The sequence below is a fragment of the Methylibium petroleiphilum PM1 genome, from assembly GCF_000015725.1.
Lineage (GTDB): Bacteria > Pseudomonadota > Gammaproteobacteria > Burkholderiales > Burkholderiaceae_C > Methylibium > Methylibium petroleiphilum.
In genome coordinates, this window is record NC_008825.1 from 991,802 (window position 1) to 1,011,920 (window position 20,119).

The window sequence follows — 20,119 nt, forward strand, 5'->3', positions numbered from 1 at the left end:
GCCTCCTGTCGTGTCGGGTCGCCGGGTTTTCACCTTGGGCCGACTCGTGCGAATCGCATGCCAATGCTCCAGATGCCTAGTCGCCCTCGTCTTCCAGGGGAGGCGCGCCCCGCGGCCGCGGCGCGTGCGGGGCGAGCGTCGTGTTTCGAGACGTGCTGCGCCGCGATCCGTCCGATTGCTGGACGCCGCTCGTCGGCGCCTGACCGGCAAGCTGGATTACGGTGCCTTCTCGAAATGGGTCGCCACCTTGCCCAGCCCCCCATCGAAGGCGATGCCGACCCACTCGGTCGCGATGTCCTCGTCCACATCGACGGCATCGAAGCTGGCGCTCCAGGTCAGCAGCGTCTTGCCGTCCGCGGTGGGGCTCACCGAGAGCGTCGAGATGCAGTTCTTGATCGGGAACGGACTCTTCAGCGTGGTGTAGGTGTAGCGGGTCTTCGCGGCGTCGTAGGCGAGCAGCTTCTCCACCATCTGGCTGTCGCCGGTGAGCGTGAGGGTGCGGATCGCACCCGGCCGGTTGCTGCGGCCGGTGAGCGTGCTGTTGCGGACCGAGGGGTGCCAGAGGTCGGTCGCATTGAAGTCGCCCACGTACTTCCAGACGGTGGCCGGCGAGCGATCGATCGTGACGTCGCGCGAGAACGAGATCGCGCCGTCGGCATGGCTCGGGCCGGCCAGGGCCATCAGCAGGCCCGTCGCGGCGGCGTGGCGGAGGAGGGTGTTCATGTGCAGGGTCTCCTGTTCAAGGCTGCCTGAAGTTGGCCCGCAGCTTGGCCATCCCGGCGTCCTGGAGAGCGCCGATGATCGTGGTCGCCTGCTCGTCGCTGACGCCGTGGGCGTCGAAGGTCGAACGCCACGTCATCCGCGTGCGGCCCTCTTCGGCCGGCGTGAGCGTGATGGTCGCCTTGTAGTTGGCGACCGGCAGGGCGCTCTCGACGATGGCGTAGCTGTAGCTGCGCTGCGCCGCGCTGTACGACAGCAGCTTCTCGAGCCGCGTGGCGCCGTCGTCCAGCGTCAGGAGCCGCCGGGCGCCGGTCCGGCCGGCCTGGCCCTGGAGCTCGCTCTTGAGCACCGCCGGGTGCCAGACGTCGATGGCGTTGAAATTGCCCACCAGCTTCCAGACGGTGGCCGGCGAGGTGTCGATCGTGACTTCGCGCTCGACCGACAGGGCGCCCGCAGCGAAGCAAGTGCCGGTCGCGAGCAGCAAGCCGGCGACGCTGAGGAGGAAGGTGCGTGTCTTCATGGGGAAGCGATCTCCTGGGTTAGAACCTGATCGACAGTCCGGCACCGAACTCCCAGTCCGGTGAGGTGTGGGTGATGCCGCGCGAGACCACGGCGTCCACCTGGACCGTGGGGCTCAGGAGGTAGGCGGTGCCCGCGTCGACGCTCACCACCGACCCGCCGTGGCGGGACGGGGCGAGCTGCCGGCCCGCCAGCTCGACAAACGTGCGGAAGCGGTCGGTCCACGACTTGCCCGCGGTCACCGCGAGAATGCCGGTGGCGAACCGCCCGCTGTCGGTGTCGCGATCCAACGCGATGCCGCCCATGGCGCCCACCGACATCGCGCCGTCCAGCTCCCACTCGCCGACCACGCGCAGGGAGGGGCGCAGGCCGCTGCCGCGGAACGCGGCCGATCCCGTGTCCACGTCCACATGCAGGAGCCAGGCGACGGCCGGGCGCCCGGCCGCCTCATCGCCATCCTGCATGTGCCACTTGACGCCGAGCGAGGTGTCCGCAAAGCCTCGCTCGCGCGTGACGCGCGAGGCGGCCGGGGCCTCGGATCGGGACCTCAGATGACCGTCGGTCTCGATCCGCAGTTCGAGGGTCTCGCTGACACCCAGGCGCAGCAGCGTCGGTGTCGAGTCCACCCTCAGCCGGTTCCCCGCGGCATCGCCGCTGCGTTCCCGGGCGAGTCCCGTCTCCAGCTGGAACCGGCCTTTGCCGACCACCTGGCTGGATTCCACGAAATCGGGCCGGTCGGTGCTGATGCCGTCGCCGGCGTGTGCGGGCGCCAGGCAGCACAGCAAGGCGGCTGCCGCGGTCAGGGGCTTCACGGCGTCTCTCTGTCTCATGTTCTGTGTTTGTGGCGCGGGGCCCGGCCTGCCGTGCGCGAAGTGCAAAGGCCGCCGGGCCGGCATTCGAGGCAGTGCCCGAACGCAGCGACCCGGCGGCCCCGGCAGCACGGTCTGCCGTCTACTTCCCGGTGCCGGTCGCGACCTCTTCCAGGATGTTCAGCGCCACGTCGGTTTCCTTGACGCCCTTGGGGTTGGACTTCATGTTCGACGACCAGTTGGTGGCGTGGCCGCGCTTCACGTCGATGATGTGGCCGATGACGGGCATGACCGCCTTGTAGCCGTCGTCGCCGACGTCAGGCCGGTTCTGGAAGATGAACATCTTCCAGAACTCGCCCTTGCGGTCGAGCGCATAGCCGAGGTAGGGGCGCGGGAAGTCGACTTCCATGTACACCACCTTCTTGCTGTACGGGTGCTCGTCGGGGCAGGTACCCTCCACCACGTACACCTCGCGCGGCTCCCAGCCGATGTCCGGCGCCGGGTTGAAGTGCGGCGGGATGTCGATGCCGATGCGCGGGAAGCGCTTGGCCGGCTCGGTCCAGGGCTGCTTGACGTCGACGCTCATCTCCGGGCTGTGGGCGATGGCCAGCACCCAGCGCTTCTCGATCAGCTTGTTCGACTTGTACTTGGTGGGCGCGGCGTCCCAGATGTCCCAGTCGTCATACAGCTGGTCGGTGCCGCCGATCGGGTCCATCCACGCACCGCCGGAGAGACGGCGCGTGCGGCGCACCGACTTCAGGTAGGCGTAGGAGTCGTCGGGCTTCTTCGAGTCGGCCTGGTTGTAGCGGACCGAGAAGAGCCCCAGGCCCCGGATGTCCTGCGGGTAGGTCGCGACGAAGTAGGTCTTCTGCGCGATCGTGCCGTCGCCTTCGGAGACCGGACCACCGTCGAGACGGCCCTCCATGTAGTAGCGCCGCGACTGGAAGGCCTGCACGCGCTCGTAGCCCTTCTTCGCGTCGAGGAAGGCCCAGGCGATGTCGCGCAGGTCCATCGTGGCGCCGTAGGTGGCGGCGCGCAGGTTCCAGATCACCTTGTCACCCGCATGCGGGTCGTCCATCTTGATGGACTCGGGCGGGAACATCATGCCCGCCTTCCAGCCCGACACGGTGCGGTCGGCCGGGTTGAACTTCACGTCCTTGGCGCCGTCCTTGGTCGCCTGGACGTACTTCGGGTCCATCGTGATCTTCTTCGAGTTGGCCAGCTTGATGGTCAGGTCGTAGTTCCTGATCATCCATTCCAGCTTCTCCGGCACCATGCTGGCAATCGTCTTGCCCTCGAAGGTGTCGTTCTTGATGCTGTCGAAGTTGCCCTTGTTGATGACGAAGCCCGCCTCGAGCTCCTTCGCCATCACGGGGGTGGCCACCAGGGCGGCGGCCAGGGCCACGGCACCACCGAAGCCGGTGCGCAGCACGCTGCGTCGGTTGGTCATGTTCTTTCCGGTTTTCATCTTCATGTCTCCTGTCTGTGATCAAAACTGCCGGGTCAGGCGGAACACCAGCTGACTGGCCTTGCTGAAGTAGCCGAACAGCTGCGAGCCTTCGCCGCTGAACTGCGTCTTGTTGCTCTTGCCGCCGTCCCAGAAGAGGTCGGCCTCGAGCTTGGCCACCCACTTGTCGGACAAGGTCATCGCCACGCTCGGGATCGCGAAGCCACCGCCGTTGCTCAGATCGAAGCCGATGGCGAAGCCCGGGTTGATCTCGTCGTTCTTGTAGTTGAGGACCGTGAAGGCGGTCAGGATGGTGCTGTGCTCCTTGATCTTGGAGCCGTAGGCGAACAGCCGGACCAGGTCATCGCTGTCCTCGTAGTTGAGGATCTGCGTGTTGAACAGCTGGATCGACGAGAACGACGGCCGGCTCGTGCCCAGCAGCCCCTCGAACTTCAGGTTCTTGTCGATGCGCAGCATCGTGGTCAGCGTGTCCTTGAGCTTCACGCCGTTCAGGCCGATGCCCGGATTGCCGATGCCCGACGCGTAGTTGCCGGGATTGAAGGCGCCGCTGCCCACGTTGAACGGTTGGTCCTTCGTGTAGGCGACCTCGGCGCTCAGCACGGCGTCGAGCGTGTCGCTGTAGCCGCTCACCGTGGCCCCGAACACGTCGATCTTCGGGTGGATCAGGTCGAACACGCCGCCGGTGGCGGCGACGCCCTCGTAGCTCTTCCCGGGCGAGCCCGAGTTGGCCACCGGATCGGCCGAGAAGGTCTTCAGGTAGGCGAACGAATAGTTCATGCCGAAGGCCTCGCCGGCCCACCGCACGCCGCCGGTGGCGTCGCGGAAGTCGCCCGACGGGTGGCTGCAGTTCTTGTTGGTCACCTCGTGCAGGTCGAAGCCGCGGTAGGGCTGGAAGAACCAGCGACCGCCGCCGATGTCGTAGGTGTTGCCGATGTCCTGGCAGCGGTCCCAGCCCGGGCGGATGTAGGCCGCCAGCATGCCGTCGGCCTCGGGGATGCGGATCTTGGTCGACAGCAGGATCAGCGGTTTGCGCCACTCCTCGTTCTCGCCCTCGAAGAACAGGCGCCAGCTCAGGTCGTAACCGTGCACCAGGTCCATCGCGTGGAAGAAGTCGGACTCGCCCCACACCAACTGCTGCTTGCCGAACTTCACCGTGGTGCGGTCGCCGAGGTTGGTCTCGGCCCAGAACTCGCGCACGTCGAAGTTGTTGTAGTTCTTGATGATGCTTTCGCCACCGGTGGTGCCGTTGGTGGCGCGCAGGTCCTCGAGGTCCTCGAGGTAGTTGGTCTTGTACTCGCGGTCCAGACGGGTGATCGCCTTCCACTTGATCGGGCCGGTCTTCGCGTCGGCGTCGAGCAGCACGGAGCCGCGCACCATCGACAGCTTGCCCCGGCTCTTCTTGCCCTGCTGCTCCAGCTCGGGCTGGTTCTGCAGGTTCATCGACACCCAGCCACGGGCGTAGCCGGACAGTGCGAAGGCGTAGTCGCCGTCACCGGCGTTGCTCTTGGCCTCCTCGGTGGCGGCGTGCACCGTCGAGGTGGCCATGCCCCCCAGGGCCGCCGCGAGGGCGATCCCGGGGATCTGCTTGAAGCGCTTGTTTCGTTTCATGTCTCCGTTCCTTTCGTCTTTTCACTAGAACCAGAAATTAGCCAGCACGGATCCGCACGGCGTCGCCGGAGCGGCGCCGTCGCGAGTGGCTGGCACCCTCACACAACCACTGCGGAACTGGCGCGCTCGATCGGGCGCTGCTTGCTGCCCACGATGAAGGCGGGGCGGAACACGTAGACGATCGCCGGCATGATGAAGAGCGCGCTGAAGGCCGAGATGAACAGCCAGAGCGCGATCAGCAGGCCCATGTCGGCCTGCAGCCGCAGCGACGAGAAGCTCCACAGCCCGACGCTGGTGATCAGCGTGAGCGCGGTGATCAGGACCCCGCGGCCGGCGCTGCTGAGCGCCTTGATGATGGCGGCCTCGACGTTGTCGGAGTGGTGCAGTTCCTCGCGGATGCCGTCGACGATGTAGAAGGTGTAGTCCACCCCCAGGCCGATGCCCAGCGCCACCACCGGCAGCGTGTTGATGTTCATGCCGATGCCGTGCCAGGCCATGTAGCTGAACGTGATGGTGTTGGACAGCATCACCGGGATCATGAAGAACACCCCGGCCACGGTGGAGCGGTAGGTCACCGTGCAGCACACCACCAGCACCAGCAGTGCCAGCGCGATGGCCTCGATCTGACCCGCGAGGATGACCTCGTTCACCGCCGCCAGCACGCCCACCAGGCCGCCGGCCAGCAGGTAGTCCGCCTTCTCCATCGCGTTCTGCGCCACGTAGTCCTGCACGCGGGCGATCGCGGTGCGGATGGTCTCGCCCTGGTGGTCGCGGAAGAACAGGGTCACGGCGCCGTTCTTCGCGTCGGCGTCGGCGTAGCGGTCCATGTCGCCCGGGTCGGAGCCGGAGACGAACATGTAGGTCAGCTCGCCGTTCTCGTTGGCGTCGTTGCCGAGTTCGGCGTACATCGGGTTGCCTTCGCGCAGCACGCGGCGCACCTGGGGCAGCACGTCGGCCAGCGAGATGCTGCCGCCGACCTCCGGCTGGGCCTCCATGTAGCGCTGGAAGTCGCTCATGCTCTTGAGCACTTCCGGCTCGCGCAGCGCACCCTTCTCCTTGCCGGCGACCACCACGAACATGCGATCCGAACCCTGGAACTGGCGGTTGATATCGGTGGCGTCTCGGTTGTAGGAGGAGTCCGGCCACAGGATCGGCGAACCCGGGTTCGCGTCGCCGACCTTCAGGTTGAAGGCGTACCAGCCCGACACGAAGAACACCACCAGCGCGGTGCCCAGCACGCCGTAGCGCCAGCGCGTGGTCACGATCTTGGCGCACAGGCGCAGCACCGCGTCGAGCAGCGGGCGGATGTTCAGTGGATGTACGTAGCTCTGCTTCGGCTTGAAGTACGACAGCATCACCGGCGTCAGCAGCAGCGCGCTGACCAGGATCGAGAAGATCCACACCGTGCCGATGTAGGAGATCTTCTCCAGCATCGGGATCGGCGTGAGCGCCACCACCAGCACGCAGCCGGCGTCGGCCACGATCGCCAGCATGCTGGGCTTGAAGAGGTTCTTCACGCTGGCCAGGGCCGCGGCGGCCGAGCTGGTGGCGCCGGCGGCGATCTCGTCGTCGTAGCGCGATATCAGCTGCACCGAGTTCGAGATCGCCTGCGCGGTGATCAGGAACGCCACCACGATCACCAGCGGGTCGAGGTGGAAGCCCATCAACCGGGCGGCGCCGAGCGCCCAGATCGCGCTCACCACGCCGGCCAGCAGCGGCAGCAGGGTGCCGTGCCAGGTGCGCGTGATCAGCATCAGGATCAGCACCAGCGAGGCGATCGCTGCGAAGAAGATCTTGAGCGTCTCGTCGAGGTAGAAGTTGACCCAGCCGTACAGCACCGGTTCGCCCACCACCCGCACCTTGACGCCGTCGCCCGATGCCTCCTTGACCAAGCCCATGATCTGGTCGAAGGCCTTGCTGTAGTTGATCTCGCCGTCGAGGAAGTCGGCCGTGATCAGCGTGGCCTTGAGGTCCATCGAGACGTAGGGGCCGTAGATCAGCGGGTTGTTGAGCACCGCCTCCTTCAGCACCGCCATCTCGCCCGGGGTCTGCGGCAGGTTGGGCCACATGATCGGGCGCGACTCCACGCCCTCGGTCGAGGCCCGCACCTCCTTGATCTTCTTGGAGGCGATCGAGACGATCTGGTAGGTGTCGACGCTGTCGACCTGTTGCAGGCCGACCGTCAGCTTCTGCACCTTCTGCAGCACCTTCGTGTCGAAGATGTCGCCATTGTCGGTCTCGACCATGATGCTGACCATGTTCGAGCCGCCGAAGGTCGACTTGAACTTCTGGTTCACCGCCACATAGGGGTGGTTCTTCGGCAGCAGGTCGCTGAAGATCGTCTTCACCTCGACGTGGGTGGCCAGGTAGCCCATCACCGCCGTCAGCAGCGCCACCGTCAGCACCACCCAGCGGCGGTGGTGGATCAGGCGCTCGAACGCCCTCTCGATTTTTCCGAACGTTGCATTCTTCACAGCCGTCTCCTCCTTTTTGTTCGTGTCAGCGACCGGCGACGGTCAGCTGGTCGCCTTCGAGCACGGCGAGGTTGGCGCCGGCCAGGTAGTAGCGCGGGCCGGACTTCGCGATCTGGGTGCGCCACGAGACGTCGCCGTCCGAGATGCGGCGGGCTTTCCAGGTCTGCGCCGTGGCATCGGAGCTCACCATGACCCCCTTGTCGCCGACCGCGGTCCAGCGGTTCTCGTCCCAGATGACGTCGAGCAGGTGCTCGCGCGTCGGGCGTTCGACGTCGCTCCAGGTGAGCCCGCCGTCGTTCGTGACGACCAGCGTGCCCGCGAGGCCCACGGCCACGCCGTGCTGCGGGTCACGGAAGCTCACCGCCATCAGGCTGACCTTGTTCTTGGTCTCGATGTCGGTCCAGTTGGCGCCGCCGTCGGTGCTGCGCATCACCGCGCCGAACTCGCCGACCAGCCAGCCGGTCTGACCGATGAAGCTCACGGCATTCCAGGCGCGGTCCTTCTCGGGCAGCGCGCGCGTCCAGGTCTGGCCCTTGTCGTCGGAGCGCAGCAGCGCGCCGAACTCGCCGACCGCCCAGGCCACGCCGTCGAAGATGCGCACGCGGAACAGCTTGTTCGGGTTGCCGGAGCTCGGCAGCGTGGCCGCCGTCCAGAGATTGCCGCCGTTGGTGGTGACGAGGATCACGCCGTTGTTGCCCACCGCCACAGCGTGCATCGCGTCCCACGCGGCGATGCCCTGCAGGTTCTCCAGCGTCGCGGTCGACTGCCGCTGCCAGGTCTTGCCGCCATCGACCGTGTGGACGATCTTGCCGCCGCTGCCTGCGGCCCAGGCCACCTGGTCGTTCGGCGTGGCGATGCTGAAGAAGTTGTCGCGGCGTTCGACCGCCTTCGGCTCGACCTTCTTGATGACCGCCTCGGCCTTCACGAAGAAGCCGGCGTAGAGCAGGCCGCCGATGATGGCGATCGGCAGGGCCGAGGTGAGCAGGTTGACCGCGCCGCGCGCACCACCTCCGAATTTCTCAAACTGGGCAAGCATGGATCTGTCTCCTTGGAGCGCCGTGGCGCGTCGTGCGCGTCAGGCACCGTTCTTGGGAGGTCCGGGGGTCGGGCCCGGACCGCTCGGGAGGGCGGCACGCCGGCTCCTCCCGGCGTGCCGCCCCGCGCGACCTGGGCTCAGATCGCCCGGGCGCTCATCTGCTGGGCGATGTACTCGGCCTGCCGGATCGCGAGCGTCACGATCGTCAGCGTCGGGTTCTCCGCGCCGCCGGTGGTGAACTGGCTGCCGTCCGAGATGAACAGGTTCGCGATGTCGTGCGTCTGCCCGTACGAGTTGCAGACGCTGCTCTTGGCCGAGGCGCCCATGCGGCAGGTGCCGAGGTTGTGCGTCGACGGGTAGGGCGGCGTGCGGAAGGACTTGCGGGCACCGGCCGCCTCGTAGACGCGCTGGCCCTGGGTGAAGGCGTGCTCGCGCAGCTTCAGGTCGTTCTCGTGGTCGTCGAAGTGCACGTTGGGGATCGCGCTGCCCCACTTGTCCTTCAGCGTCCTGTGCAGCGTGACGCGGTTGGTCTCGCGCGGCATGTCCTCGCCGACGATCCACATGCCGGCCAGCTGCGTGTAGTTCTCCAGGTACTCGGAGAAGTCGGCACCCCAGCCGCCCGGGTTCAGGAACGCGGCCATGAAGGGCAGGCCCAGCGACAGCGTCTCCAACTCGTAGCCGCCGACGAAGCCGCGCTTCGTGTTGTTGTGCGCTTCGTCGCGCACGATGCCGGCCATCGTGGTGCCGCGGTACATGTGGACGGGGTTCTCGAACAGCCCGTACACCGAGCCGGTCACGTGGCGCATGTAGTTGCGGCCCACCTGGCCCGAGCTGTTCGCCAGGCCGTCCTTGAACATCTTCGAGGCCGACAGCAGCAGCAGGCGCGGCGTCTCGATCGAGTTGCCGGCCACCGCCACGATGCGGGCCTTCTGGCGCTGTTCCTTGCCGTCCTTGTCGAAGTAGACGACGCCGGTCACCTTGCCCTTGGCGTCGTGCTCGATGCGCGTCACGTGGCTCTCGGGGCGCAGCTCGAAGTTGCCGGTGGCCTCGGCCTTGGGCAGCTCGGTGTAGAGCGTGCTCCACTTCGCGCCGCTCTTGCAGCCCTGGAAGCAGAAGCCCAGCTGCAGGCAACGTGCGCGGTCGTCGCGCGGCTGGCTGTTGATCGCCATGTTGCCGGTGTGCACTTCCTTGTAGCCGAGCTTGGTGGCCCCGCTGTACATCACCTTGAAGTTGTTGTTGCCGGGCAGGCCGGGGATGCCGTGGGTCCGCGTCACGCCCATCTTGTCCTCGGCGCGCGTGTAGTAGGGTGCGAGCTCGGCCAGCGTCAGCGGCCAGTCCTGCAAGTTCGCGCCGGCCACGTTGCCGTAGGTGGTGCGGGTCTTGAACTCGTGCTCCTGGAAGCGCAGCGAGGCGCCGGCCCAGTGGGTGGTGGTGCCGCCCACCGTCTTGCAGATCCAGGCCGGCAGGTTGGGGAAGTCCTTGGCAACGCGCCAGCTGCCCGAGGTGGTGCGCTTGTCCAGCCAGGCGAGCTGGCCGAAGGACTTCCACTCGTCGTTGATGAAGCTGGCGTTGGACTGCACGGCGCCGGCTTCGAGCACGACGACCTTGATGCCCTTCTGGCAGAGCTCGTTGGCGAGCGTGCCGCCGCCGGCGCCGGAGCCGATGATGACGACCACCGCGTCGTCGTTGAAATCGAATGTCTTCATGGGGGTACTAGCCTCGCGTTAGCTGGGTTGTCGGGGCGACGAAGGGGCTCAGCCCATGTAGGGCGGCGGGCTCGCCTCGGTGGGCGGCGCCGGCAGCCAGGTGAGGTCCTGGAAGCCGCGCGTGATGTAGCCGCCCTTCTCCCAGGCCGAGCCGGGGTAGCCGAGTGCGGCGAAGGCCATGTCGTTGTCGTACAGCGAGGTGACGCACTGGCCGCGCACGGTGGCGAAGAACGGCGTCTTCTCGATCGAGCGCACGATCTCCAGCTGCTTCTCCGGCGTGGCCTTCTCGAAGCGGCCGCCAGCGAGCTGGTCGAGGCGCGCCACGCCGTCCTTGAGCAGCTTGAGAAGCTTCGGGTCGGTGCTCGCCTTGGCGTCGAGGTCCTTGACGAGCAGGGCGTAGACGGCGTCGTCGAGCTTCTTGTGCGGGTACAGCACGCGGCCCAGCGTCAGCAGCGTGCGGCCTTCCGCATCACCGAGCTTCGTCATGGCAACGGCCCACACGGGCGACGGGGCCAGGGTCGCGAGCAGGGTGCCGGTCGCGAGCGTGCCCATCAGCACGCCGGAGCCCTTCAGCAACTCGCGCCGCGACAGCGGCAGATCGAGCTTCGGGACGCGTCCGTCTTCTTCGGTGCAGGTCCCGGTCGGCACGATCAGCGAAATAGCGATGGTCTTCATGGATGTGTCTCCTTCGTCGTTTCGTGCGAATCGCCGCACGACGCGAGACGAGTTTTCCAGCGCCATTCCTCGAGCAGGTGGTGGTCCGTTAATTACTAGGGAAAGCACCTTCGAGCGGCCCCCGGAAGGTGACCTGACCGAGTGTCCGAAAACGCGACAGATGGGCGCGCCGATGCCTAGGTGAAAACCGCGAGGGGTGCCGCGAATCCTGAAATCGATCAAGCACTTATCGCGCGTTTGCCGGTGCGCGCCGCGGATGGCATAGCGATTGCGCATTGGGGGCGACCCTCGGACCGCATCGCGGGCGATCGGGGATGGACACGAAGACCGTGGCAGGCGGGCGCACAACCCCGAACCGCGGCAGACCAAAGGACCGCAGCATGACTTCGAGAATTCCAGTCACCGTGATCACCGGCTTCCTCGGCGCCGGCAAGACGACCTTGCTCAATCGCATCCTGCAAGGCGCGGCCGGCAAGCGCTACGCCGTCATCGTCAACGAGTTCGGCGAACTCGGCATCGACGGCTCGCTGGTCGTCGGCGCCGAGGAAGAGGTGCACGAGCTGAACAACGGCTGCGTCTGCTGCCGGGTGCGCGGCGACCTCATCCGCGTCATGAGCGGCCTCATCCGCCGGCCGGGTCGCTTCGACGGCATCATCATCGAGACCAGCGGCCTGGCCGATCCGGCGCCGGTCATCCAGACGCTGCACTTCGACGACTTCCTGCGCCAGCACACCCAGCCGGACAGCGTGATCTGCGTGGCCGACGCGCGCCACCTCGCGAGGCAACTGCAGGCCGCGCCGGAGGCCGGCGCGCAACTGGCGCAGGCCGACCTGGTCTTGCTGAACAAGTGCGATCTCGCGAAGGCCGACGAGCTGGCCGTCTCCGAGATCGCCGTGGAGCGCGTGAACCCGACCGCCGAGGTGGTCCGCTGCGAGCGAGGCGACATCGAGCTCGACCGCCTGATCGGCCGCGGCGCCTTCGACCTCTCTCGCCTGCGGGTGCCGCCGCTGCAGATCCAGCGAGGCCGCATCGGCCGCGTGCCGCATGCCTACGTCGAGGTCGAGGAGGGCCGGCACGGCGACGGCCTGCGCTGCGTGTCGCTGAGCATCGAGCAGGCGTTCGACCCGAGCCTGTTCGTCGGCTGGCTGCTGCGCTTCGTTCGCGAGAACGGCGAGCACCTGCTGCGCGGCAAGGGCATCGTGTCGCTGCGTGGCAGCGAGAAGCGCTTCGTCTTCCAGACCGTGCACATGACGGTCGACAGCGGCATGGACCGCGCCTGGAAGGACGGTGAGCCGAGGGGGTCGCGGCTGGTGTTCATCGGTCGCGACCTGAGCGCGATCGCGCTGCGCGAGCAGTTGGAAGCGTGCCTTGCGCAAGTCGAGGTGACGCCGTGATGCCGTCGACACCGTGCCGGAGGAACCTGCCATGAACCCGCCTCTGCTCGACGTGCTGGGCACGCAATGGGACATGACGGCCCCGGTCGTCTCGATCTCCTGGAGTCACGACGGCCGCACCGCGGCCTGTGCGATGGGGGACGGCCGCGTGGCGTTCGCCGATGTGCGCTGGCCCCAGGGCCCACGCCTCGAAGCGCGCCAGGGTGGCGGTGCGAGCCTGGTGCCGGCCGATGCGCCGGCCGTGGCACCGACCGTCGTGACCGCGCATGCGGGAAGCTGCCACGCGCTCGCCTCCGACGGCGACGGCAGCTTCGTGACCGGCGGCGACGATGGCCGCGTGATGCGCGTGCGGCCGGGCGCCGAACCCGAGGAGCTGGCACGCATGCAGGGACTGTGGATCGATGCCGTGGCCTGCGGGCGATCGGGCGACGTGGTCTATGCCGGCGGCAAGCGCGTGGCGCGCCTGCGCCACGGCGGGACCGACGAGATCGAGCTGCCGGCGTCGGCCACGGCAATCGCCTTCTGTCCCGACGGGCGCACGCTCGGCGTTGCGCATTCCGGTGGCGTGACGCTGTGGCATGAGGCCGCGCTGCCACGACGCCTGGCGTGGCCGGGCTACCACCGCGCGATCGCATGGAGCCCGGACGGGCGCTACGTGGTCACCGGCATGCAGGAGAACGCGTTGCACGGCTGGCGCGTGCAGGACGGCGGCGACATGGAGATGGCCGGCTATCCGGGTCAGCCGCTGTCGCTGGCGTTCACGCCCGATGGGACGCAACTGGCCACCAGCGGTGCGCTGCGGCCGGTGTGCTGGGATTTCGCGCGACCCGGCGCCTCGCAGGCGCCGCGCGAGTGCGGCATCCAGAGCAAGGCGCCGGTCACCAGCGTCGCCTGTCATCCGCGCTACCCCGTGATCGCCGCGGGCTACCACAGCGGGGCCGTCACGCTGTGCCAGCCCGGCAGCGACAGCTTCCTGCTGCTCAAGGGCGCAGGCGGCGGCGCGCCCTCGGCGCTGGCCTGGTCGCCCGACGGCGAGCGACTGGCGTTCGGCACGCAGGACGGGTGGCTGGGCTGGATCGAACTGCCCGACCCCGTGTTCAGCCACCACCGGTCCGCGGCGGCGCGGCCGACTTCAGAGAAGGAGAGATCGACATGAACGACCAAGAGACGCAATCGAAGGACAACTACTTCCAGCAGATCGCCGAGATCGCGAACGAGATGAGCACGGCCCACGGCCGCGACTTCGCCATCGGCACGCTGGTGCTCGCCGCGCGCTTCGTCGCCCAGCACGCGGCGCCCGACGGCAGCGACAAGGCGGCCGATGCGCCGGCCGGCGTGGTGGCCGCGGCCTGAGGGTGCCCCGTGCGCAACGCCGTCCCGTTTCGCGAACTCGGGCGTCGCACGACCCTGAGAGCGGCGCGTCTCACGCTCGGACGCACGGCGGTCGTCTCTGACCCAGAACGAAACGGCCGCGCGATCGAGATGCGCGCTCCGATCGTGGCTTCTCCCGGGAAGAAGGGCGACTCGCTAGGGATTGCGAGCAGTGGCACAGCGATCGCTATGGAGAGGAGGGGCCCTGGCCCAAGGACAGGTCGGCGGCACGACCGCGCGGCCTCGACGCACAGCAAACCGGTCCGAACGGATCAGCAGTAAAGGAGACCTTCATGTCAGCAGGTTTGACGCTCAACAAGATCACGTCCCAGAAAGGGATCAGCGTGGCCGAGGCGGCTCGGCGCATCGCCGACCTCGGATGGCAGCCCAGCTATGTCCAGGAAGCGATGACCTTCCCGACCGATTACAAGATCGGCAAGGCCCCGCGCGACCCGATGAAGCAGGTGCTGCGCTCCTACTTCCCGATGCAGGAGGAGAAGGACAACCGCGTGTACGGCGCGCTCGACGCGGCGCTGCGCGGCGACATGTTCCGCAACACCAAGCCGCGCTGGGTCGAGTGGATGAAGCTGTTCCTGGCGATCATCCCCTTCCCCGAGATCTCGGCGGCACGCTCGATGTCCATGCTCGGCCGCCTCGCCCCGGGCGAGGAGCTGCGCACCGGCTTCACGATGCAGATGGTCGACGAGTTCCGCCATTCCACGATTCAGATGAACCTGAAGAAGTGGTACATGGAGAACTACATCGACCCGGCCGGCTTCGACATCACCGAGGCCGCGTTCGGCAAGTGCTACGCCACCACCATCGGCCGCCAGTTCGCCGAAGGCTTCCTGACCGGTGACGCGCTGACGGCCGCGAACATCTACCTGCAGGTCGTCGCCGAGACCGGCTTCACCAACACGCTGTTCGTCGCGATGCCGTCGGAAGCTGCCCGCAACGGCGACTACGCGCTGTCGTCGGTGTTCCTGTCGGTGCAGTCGGACGAGTCGCGCCACATCGGCAACGGCCACTCGCTGCTGATGTCGGTGGTCAACGACCCCGACAACCACCTGCTGCTCGAGCGCGACATCCGCTACGCGTTCTGGCAGAACCACGCGATCGTCGACGCCGCCATCGGCACGATCATCGAGTACGGCACCACCGACCGCAGCAAGAACAAGGAGTCCTACGCCGAGCTCTGGCACCGCTGGATCTACGAGGACTACTACCGCACCTACCTGCTCCCGCTCGAGAAGTACGGCGTCAAGATCCACCACGACGACGTCTCCGCCGCGTGGGACCGCCTGGTCAAGAAGAACTACGTGCACAAGGTCGCGCAGTTCTTCGCGGTCGGCTGGCCCGCCAACTTCTGGCGCATCGAAGCCCAGACCGAGAAGGACTTCGAGTGGTTCGAGCACAAGTACCCGGGCTGGTACGCCGAGTTCGGCGATTTCTGGAAGTGGTACGAGCGCAAGAGCGTGCCGGGCGAGACCAACATGCTGTTCGACCAGGAGAACGGCTACGTCTACCCGCACCGCTGCTGGAGCTGCATGGTGCCGGCGGTGATCCGTGAGGAGCTGGTGGTCGACGAGGTCGACGGCAAGCTCTACACCTACTGCTCCGAGCTGTGCCGCTGGACCCACAAGACGGCCTTCGCCGCCGAGTACGAGGGCCGCCCGACGCCGGCGATGGGCCGCTTCAGCGGTCGCCGCGAATGGGAAGAGTGCTACCACGGCTGGGACCTGGCCGACGCGATCAAGGACCTCGGCTTCGTCCGCTCGGACGGCAAGACGCTGGTCTCGCAGCCCCACCTGCGCTTCGACGACAAGCACATGTGGACGCTGGATCACGTGCGGGGCCACCAGCTCCAGAGCCCGCTCGTGCTTCTGCGCGAGATGACGCCCGAGGCGCGTGAGAAGCACATCGCCTCCTACCGCGCCGGCTTCAAGATCAAGCCGTTCTGACGCGGTTCTCAGTGGTCCCGGGCGGCGGTGCCGCCCGGGGCGGACCAGATTATTCGGGGACAGACATGTCTGCAAAAACAGTCCACACCGTTCGTTTCGAGCCGGTCGGCGTCGAGATGGAGGTGGAAGAGGGGGAGTGGGTCCTGGATGCGGCGTTCCGGCAGGGCATCGCCCTGCCTCACGGTTGCCGTGAAGGCCGCTGCAGCAGTTGCAAGTGCGTGGTGCTGGACGGCGACGCCGAGGTCGAGGGCCATTCCACGTTCGCGCTGCCCGACCACGAGCGCGACGGCGGCCAGGTGCTGCTGTGCAGAACCTATGCCTACAGCGACCTCACGGTCGAACTGCTGAACTACGACGAGGACGCGATGCGTCGCTCGATCGCGATCAAGACCTTCGAAGGCGAGCTGGTGTCGGTGAGTTCGCTGACGCACGACATCCGCATGCTGGAGATCAAGGTCGAGCAGCCGATCCGGTTCTGGGCCGGCCAGTTCGTGGAGCTCAGCGTGCCGCATGCCGGTGTCACGCGCTCCTACTCGATGGCCAGTACGCAGAGCTCGCCGGACACGGTGCGCTTCATCATCCGCAAGTACCCGGAGGGCGCGTTCTCTTCGCTGCTCGACGGTGACCTGAAGCCCGGCACGCCGGTCACGCTGAAGGGCCCGTACGGCAGCTGCTTCCGCCGCGAGGAGCGCCCGGGTCCGATGGTGCTGGTGGGCGGCGGCTCCGGCATGTCGCCGCTGTGGTCGATCCTGCAGGATCACATCGAGAGCGGCGAACAGCGGCCGATCCGCTTCTACTACGGCGCCCGCACGCGCAAGGACCTGTTCTTCGTCGAGGAATTCGCGGCCATCGCCGCCAAGCTCCCCGACTTCGAATTCATCCCCGTGCTGTCGCAGGCCACCGAGGAAGACGCCTGGCAGGGCGAGACCGGCTTCGTGCACGAGGCCGTCGAGCGCATCCAGCGTGCGCGTCCCCAGCCCGGCGAGGTCGATGCCTACACCTGTGGCCCGCCGCCGATGGTCGATGCCCTGCTGCCGGTCCTGCAGCGCCTCGGCGTCGCGCTGGACCGCACCTATGTCGACAAGTTCACCCAGGCCAGCGCCAGCGCACCCAACCACGTTCATTGATCAGGAGAGAGACATGAGCCAAGCCACCAACAACACGACGCCCGACACCCCGTCGACCGCGACGGGCGCCGCCGGTTCCGCGCGCTTCGCGGGCTGGGACAGCCGCAAGTACAACTACTTCACCCCCAAGGGCCGCAAGGCGACGCACTACGAGGACATGACCCTCGACGTGCAGCCCGACCCGAAGCGCTACCTGCTGCAGGACTGGATCATGTCCTTCGGCAACGGCGACACCACCTACACCGAATCGTGGACCGCCGCGCGCTCGAGCGACTGGCACGTCTACCGCTCGGTCGACGAGGAGTGGGAGCGCACCCACTACCAGCGCCAGTCGACCATCGTCGGGATGATCTCGCAGGCGATCGAGAACGCGCGCCGCTCGGGCGCCGCGCAGCGCTACGACAAGACCTGGGTCAAGGTCCTGGAGAAGCATCTCGGCGCCTACAAGCATGCGGAGTTCGGGCTCGGAACCTCGCTGATGCACGCGCAGCGGTACGGCTACACACAGATGATCAACTCGACGATCCTGACCAATTCGTCATACAAGCTGCGCTTCGCCCAGGACATCACGCTCTACCTCGGTGACATCGGCCTCGACATCGAGGGCTTCGACGCCGAGATCGGCAAGACGCAGTGGCTGGAAGATCCGATCTGGCAACCCACGCGCCAGCTGATCGAGGCCATCGGCGGTGCGACCGACTACCTCGAGAAGTACTTCGCGGTGAACATGGTGTTCGAGCCGCTGGTGGGCGAGCTGTTCCGCAGCGGCTTCTTCATGCAGGCCGCCGCCGCGCAGAACGACTTCCTGACGCCGACCGTGGTGTCCTCGGCCGAAGGCGACTACCAGCGCAACCTCGCCAACTCGGTCGAGCTGTTCCACATGCTCACCGCCGACGCCACCCACGGCGCGCACAACAAGGCCCTGTTCGCCGGCTGGATGGCGCGCTACGGCGACATGGCCGTGAGCGCCGCCAAGAACCTGCAGCCGATCTGGTCGCTGCCGCGCACCAAGGTCGCGCAGTTCGAGGCTGCCTATGCCGCCGCCGTCGAGCGCGTGAAGGCCATCTCGCAGCAGATCGGCGTGGCACTGCCGGCCTCGCTGGCCGCCTGACGCCCCCCGACCCCACTGAACCAAGGACAACACCATGTCAGCTACCACGAACAGCAGTTCGATCTTCAAGGCCTTCAAGGATCTGGCCTTCGAGGAAACCGTGTCCCACCAGTGCGGTGTGACGATGAACGACAGCGTCGAGGCGCGCGCGATCGCCGAGCTGATGGCCACCAAGCCCGGCATCCGCGTGACCTACATGCCCGCGATGATCCGCATCGACGGCGAGGGCCGCATCGAGTTCAAGATGGACGAGATCGCCGAGACGCTGGGCCGCGAGATGACGCCCCACCTGTTCGAGATCTCCACCTCGACCCACTACGGTCGGATGGTGATGGTCGACGAGAACACCGTGGTCCTGTTCGGGAACATGGAAGAAGCGATGCAGTACGAATAGTGCCCCCGCCTGCGATGGGCGCCGCGGCGTCCATCGCAGGGGCACTTGAACAGCCAGCCACACGAGAGACAGAGGAGACGAGCCATGCCCAACATCATGTTGCATGACGAAGAGGCACGCCTGGCGCTGGGCCGGGGTGTCGCGAAGCTGGCCAAGGCGGTCCGCGGGACGCTGGGCCCGCGCGGCATGAACGCCATCATCGACCGCCCGATCGGCACGCCGATCATCTCGCGCGACGGTGTCAGCATCGCCGCCGAGATCGAGCTCGAGGACCCGTTCGAGAACATCGGCGCGCAGGTGCTGCGCGAGGTCTCGAAGCAGACCAACGAGATCGCCGGCGATGGCACCACCACGGCCACGGTGCTGGCCGATGCGCTGGTGCAGGACGGCCTGGCCTGCCTGGCCAAAGGCGCGAATCCGGTGGAGCTGGTGGAAGGCCTGGAGCGCGGCGTGGCCGCGGCCATCGGGCTGCTGAAGTCGGCGGCGACGCCGCTGGCGAACACCGAGGCCCTGCGCGCCGTGGCGGTGGTGGCGGCGAACGACGAGACGACCGGCCACCTGGTGGCCGAGGCCCTGGAACGCGTGGGCGCCGACGGCATCGTCGACGTCGAGTTCGGCACCACCGTCGAGACGGTGCTGGACGTGGTGGACGGCATGGCCTTCGACCGCGGCTACCTGTCGCACCACATGATCTCCGACGTCGAGAAGATGCAGGTGGTGCTGGAGCAGCCACTGATCCTGATGACGGACCAGCGCCTGCAGACCCAGGAGGAGGTCGGGCTGCTGCTGCGACTGGCCGGCGAGGCCAAGCGCCCGCTGCTCATCATCGCGGACGAGGTGGCTCCGGCGTGCATCGTCACGCTGCTGGCCTGGCGCGAGAAGTCCGGCATCCCGGTGGCGGCCATCCATCCGCCCGAGTACGGACACTGGCGCAAGGCCATGCTGGAGGACATCTCCATCCTGACCGGTGGCCGCGTGATCGCGCGCGACCTTGGCGGCAGCCTGGGCGCGGTGGAACTGCGCGACCTGGGCCGCGCGCGCCAGGTGCGGATCTCGTCCAACCAGACGGTCATCAGCGCCGGCGGTGGCGATCCGGCACTGATCGCCGCGCGCCGCCAGCAGGTGGCACGCCAGCACGAACTGGCGCCGCCGAACATCGACAAGGACAAGCTCAAGGAGCGGCTGTCGAAGCTGTCGGGCGGGACCGCGCTGCTGCAGGTGGGCGGTGCGACGCCGGTGGAGCAGAAGCGCCGCCTCCACCTGGTGGAGGACGCCATCCACGCGGCACGCGCTGCGGTCGCCGAAGGAGTGGTCCCCGGCGGCGGCCTGGCCCTGCTGCGGGTGTCGAGCGGGCTGGACGCCGAGGTGGCGCGCAGCGAGGGTGCGGTGCGCGAAGGCGTGCGCCTGTTGCAGCGCGCGCTGCAGCAGCCGCTGCGCCACATCGCCGCCAACGCCGGCCTCGACGGCCCGGCGGCGGTGCGCAAGGCGCTGGACTCGGCGCCGGGGGTCGGGCTCGACGCACGCGACGGCCGCTTCGTCGACCTGGCGGCGGTCGGGATTATCGACCCGGTGAAGGTGAGCTACAGCGCCGTGCGCAATGCCGTCTCGGTGGCGGCGCTGATCCTCACCACGCAGACGCTCATCGCCAAGAAGCCGGAAGACATGGACCCCACCGCGGGCCCGGCGCTGGGCGGGGGTGCGGAGCGGCTGGGGCGGCAATGACGCGTCGCCGGCGCACCCGGCTGA

At 67.5% G+C, this 20,119-nt stretch carries 17 protein-coding genes; 8 read left to right on the plus strand and 9 right to left on the minus strand.

Annotated features, from left to right (window positions below):
* Positions 1-216: 216 nt before the first annotated feature.
* The 9 genes from MPE_RS04685 to MPE_RS04725 all read right to left on the minus strand — a co-directional run bounded on the left by MPE_RS04685 (position 217) and on the right by MPE_RS04725 (position 11,015).
* Complete coding sequence (locus MPE_RS04685; protein WP_011828538.1) at positions 217-723, minus strand: SRPBCC family protein; 507 nt, start codon at positions 721-723, stop codon at positions 217-219.
* 16 nt (positions 724-739) lie between these two features.
* On the minus strand, positions 740-1,240 hold the full coding sequence (locus tag MPE_RS04690) for an SRPBCC family protein (protein ID WP_011828539.1): 501 nt from the start codon (positions 1,238-1,240) through the stop codon (positions 740-742).
* Between the two features lie 19 nt (positions 1,241-1,259).
* On the minus strand, positions 1,260-2,051 hold the full coding sequence (locus tag MPE_RS04695; RefSeq protein ID WP_041929535.1) for a transporter: 792 nt from the start codon (positions 2,049-2,051) through the stop codon (positions 1,260-1,262).
* A gap of 139 nt (positions 2,052-2,190) precedes the next feature.
* Positions 2,191-3,516: a DUF1329 domain-containing protein gene (locus MPE_RS04700; RefSeq protein WP_011828541.1), complete on the minus strand. Its 1,326-nt coding sequence runs from the start codon at positions 3,514-3,516 to the stop codon at positions 2,191-2,193.
* Positions 3,517-3,537: 21 nt separating this feature from the next.
* Positions 3,538-5,124, minus strand: coding sequence for a DUF1302 family protein (locus MPE_RS04705; RefSeq protein WP_011828542.1), 1,587 nt, complete (start codon positions 5,122-5,124; stop codon positions 3,538-3,540).
* Between the two features lie 98 nt (positions 5,125-5,222).
* Positions 5,223-7,598, minus strand: coding sequence for an efflux RND transporter permease subunit (locus MPE_RS04710; RefSeq protein WP_011828543.1), 2,376 nt, complete (start codon positions 7,596-7,598; stop codon positions 5,223-5,225).
* A 25-nt stretch (positions 7,599-7,623) separates the two neighbouring features.
* Positions 7,624-8,634: a WD40/YVTN/BNR-like repeat-containing protein gene (locus MPE_RS04715; protein ID WP_011828544.1), complete on the minus strand. Its 1,011-nt coding sequence runs from the start codon at positions 8,632-8,634 to the stop codon at positions 7,624-7,626.
* A 137-nt stretch (positions 8,635-8,771) separates the two neighbouring features.
* Positions 8,772-10,340, minus strand: a complete 1,569-nt coding sequence (locus MPE_RS04720; protein ID WP_011828545.1) for a GMC family oxidoreductase — start codon at positions 10,338-10,340, stop codon at positions 8,772-8,774.
* Between the two features lie 48 nt (positions 10,341-10,388).
* Positions 10,389-11,015, minus strand: a complete 627-nt coding sequence (locus tag MPE_RS04725) for a twin-arginine translocation signal domain-containing protein (RefSeq protein WP_011828546.1) — start codon at positions 11,013-11,015, stop codon at positions 10,389-10,391.
* A 380-nt stretch (positions 11,016-11,395) separates the two neighbouring features.
* Here MPE_RS04725 and MPE_RS04730 point away from each other — a divergent pair, with 380 nt between their 5' ends.
* The 8 genes from MPE_RS04730 (at position 11,396) to MPE_RS04765 (ending at position 20,095) form a co-directional block, all read left to right on the plus strand.
* Positions 11,396-12,409 (plus strand): CobW family GTP-binding protein, encoded by a 1,014-nt coding sequence (locus MPE_RS04730; RefSeq protein WP_011828547.1) that lies wholly within the window; start codon positions 11,396-11,398, stop codon positions 12,407-12,409.
* A gap of 31 nt (positions 12,410-12,440) precedes the next feature.
* Positions 12,441-13,565 (plus strand): WD40 repeat domain-containing protein, encoded by a 1,125-nt coding sequence (locus tag MPE_RS04735; protein WP_049820763.1) that lies wholly within the window; start codon positions 12,441-12,443, stop codon positions 13,563-13,565.
* Complete coding sequence (locus tag MPE_RS04740) at positions 13,562-13,762, plus strand: hypothetical protein (RefSeq protein WP_041929536.1); 201 nt, start codon at positions 13,562-13,564, stop codon at positions 13,760-13,762. The genes MPE_RS04735 and MPE_RS04740 overlap by 4 nt, the downstream gene beginning before the upstream one ends.
* Positions 13,763-14,073: 311 nt before the next feature.
* Entirely contained in the window at positions 14,074-15,741 is a 1,668-nt protein-coding gene (locus MPE_RS04745; RefSeq protein WP_011828550.1) for an aromatic/alkene/methane monooxygenase hydroxylase/oxygenase subunit alpha, read from the plus strand.
* A gap of 65 nt (positions 15,742-15,806) precedes the next feature.
* Positions 15,807-16,868: an NADH:ubiquinone reductase (Na(+)-transporting) subunit F gene (locus MPE_RS04750; RefSeq protein WP_011828551.1), complete on the plus strand. Its 1,062-nt coding sequence runs from the start codon at positions 15,807-15,809 to the stop codon at positions 16,866-16,868.
* Between the two features lie 13 nt (positions 16,869-16,881).
* Positions 16,882-17,979, plus strand: a complete 1,098-nt coding sequence (locus MPE_RS04755; RefSeq protein WP_011828552.1) for an aromatic/alkene monooxygenase hydroxylase subunit beta — start codon at positions 16,882-16,884, stop codon at positions 17,977-17,979.
* A 34-nt stretch (positions 17,980-18,013) separates the two neighbouring features.
* Complete coding sequence (locus MPE_RS04760) at positions 18,014-18,373, plus strand: MmoB/DmpM family protein (RefSeq protein ID WP_011828553.1); 360 nt, start codon at positions 18,014-18,016, stop codon at positions 18,371-18,373.
* 84 nt (positions 18,374-18,457) lie between these two features.
* Positions 18,458-20,095, plus strand: coding sequence for a molecular chaperone GroEL (locus tag MPE_RS04765; protein ID WP_011828554.1), 1,638 nt, complete (start codon positions 18,458-18,460; stop codon positions 20,093-20,095).
* The last annotated feature ends 24 nt before the right edge of the window (positions 20,096-20,119 follow it).